The organism is Spiroplasma sp. Moj, assembly GCF_016082285.1.
Classification (GTDB): domain Bacteria; phylum Bacillota_I; class Bacilli_A; order Mycoplasmatales; family Mycoplasmataceae; genus Spiroplasma; species Spiroplasma phoeniceum.
The window spans coordinates 1-2,405 of the sequence record NZ_MQTY02000133.1; the positions used below are offsets into that span (position 1 = coordinate 1).

General features: G+C 26.7%; 1 protein-coding gene. It reads right to left on the reverse strand.

Annotated elements, in window-relative coordinates; all coding sequences use genetic code 4:
• Positions 1 to 113 precede the first annotated feature (113 nt).
• Positions 114 to 2,156: a hypothetical protein gene (locus tag BST80_RS05015; RefSeq protein ID WP_415746241.1), complete on the reverse strand. Its 2,043-nt coding sequence runs from the start codon at positions 2,154 to 2,156 to the stop codon at positions 114 to 116.
• Positions 2,157 to 2,405 lie beyond the last annotated feature (249 nt).

The window sequence follows — 2,405 nt, forward strand, 5'->3', positions numbered from 1 at the left end:
TTCGTATTTAATTACTTTATTTATAATTTTTATAAAAAATCAACTTTTTTCTTACTACCCAAACATTAATACTTATTATCATTATACACATTTTCATCTTTTATACATAAATTTTAAATATAATTAATATTAAAACGGAAAGTAATTGCTCGAAGATGGTCTGGAACATTTTCTTTTGCTTTTAATTCTAATTTAATATCAAGAACAGTTAAATTACTATATCTTTCTTCACTGCTAATTTGCAATGCATAAAATCAATCATTAAAAGTAGCAGCACTATTATGATAATTATTTAAAGGTGTAAATGTGATAATATCGTCTGCAATTCTATTAGCATAATCTATTTGTGATACATTATCACTAATGTTTAAATTGTTTCCTACCATTTGACTAATATTTTGTATAAATTCCCATGTACGATTAACAATTTGTTTTTGTAGTATTGCTTTAAATGAAGTTACATCATGTGGAATATTTCGAACATCAATATCAATGTAATTTAATGGTTTTTGTGCTCCATATAAATTAGCACTTCAATATTTTGTAAATAAAATATTTCGTTTTTGTTTATCACTAATTAAATAGGCATCATGATCACCTGGATTAACTAAATTAGTAATTGAATGTAATGATGGTTGATCAATTATTACATAGTTTGTTTTTGCCACTTGATTATTATTAAAACTAATTGTTAAATCACCATTTTCTTGAATTGTTCTTTTAACAACAGTATAATCTGCTTTTTCAATTATTCCATATGATTGAAATGGTAAAATATTTCAATCATAAACTCATTTATATTTTGAACTATTAGGGTTACTCAAAACATCTTCTTGTAATTCTCTAATTGCTGTTGCTAATGAATATTTTCCATTTAAAACATCTTTAATTTGCTCTTCCAATCGATTTGCGATCACATTTTGAATTGTTTCACCTTGCGGTAAAAACATAAAGTAAAATTGCTCTGGTTGGTTAACATTTAAACGTTTTGGTTGAAGATGTTGATATCAAAATTGTCATTCGGTTGGTACAAGTTCTTTTGGTAAGACTAAACCACGATTTTGTGATGTTTCTAAAATATTAATTAAAAAAATTAATAATTGTGGAATATATTTACCATTAATTTGAGTATCTGTTTTTGCAAAACTTTGCTCTGAATCACCCTTTTTATATGCTGACTGAATTACCCGATTAATATCAAGCATGTAATGCGTACTATCAATAGCAGTTCCTGGAAACAGTTGATCATTTTGATTAACACTTGAAATAGCAAAATTACTATATGGATTATAATCACCAATAAATTCTTTATCATTTCCTTTATTTTCTGCATAAAAAGCAGCAAAACGTTCTTTATAGGCAGCATAAACTTGATCTGCTAACGCCAAACTATCATTAGTACCATTAATCATAATATTATTAGCTTGTTCATCTAGAACATTTGTTTGTTTTTCTCAAACTGTTGGTTTTAAATCATCTTTGTTTCTTGTTTCTCCTAATTTAAAACTTAAAAAGTTTGATAAAAATCCTTCATTTCCAACAAATAGAGTTGGCATTCAAACCAGATTTTTTTGGATTACGTCTTCGTATTTGATTTTTAAAAATAATAAATTTTTCATCAAATTAAATTGATTTTGTTGCACATCAGCAAGACTTAACTGTTGTGTCCCTCGTGAATCAGTATAAATATCTAAAATTTGAATTTGCTTAGGATCTTTGTATTTATTCTTAAAAAAGATATTGTTTGTAATGTATAAACTAGGTGCTTTTTCAAAAATTAAATTATAAGCGTATTCTAATCGTAATGATCTCGCACGAGCGCGAGTTTGTGCAACTTGCCCAGTATTAGGGTCAGGAGGAATTTCATAAGTTTCAAAAACCGGAGTTGTTGTTGTATTATCGCGTAGTTTTGTTTTTGCAAAGTTAACTTCAAAATAATCCTCATCATTAACATCAGGCAAGGGTCCATCAGTTTCAATTCCACCATAATTTAAAATATTTGCTAAAAATGACACACCAAAATAAGCAGAGGGAATTAAAGCACCAAGATATAACACAGCACAAATTGCGGCAAGTCACCCTTTTTTACGTGATGCTACAGTAACATTCTTTGTTAAGTTATTAAGTTTATGTCAACTACCTGGTTTTTTTGCCATTAAAATCTCCTTTAGTAAGCTTAATAATAGACCTATTGAATGGGTTTATTATAACAAAATTAATATTAAATGCAAAGCAACCTTTTTGAACAAAATTAAGCTTTTTAATTGTTCTTTTTAAATAAAAAAAGTTGGTCGTATAAATAAAATAAGGGTTTTGGAAAAAAACTCGGAAATTGAATAAGAATAATAAATTAAACCATTTACTAAAATGGTTTTTTTATTTGTAAACCCATAATTATTAATTAA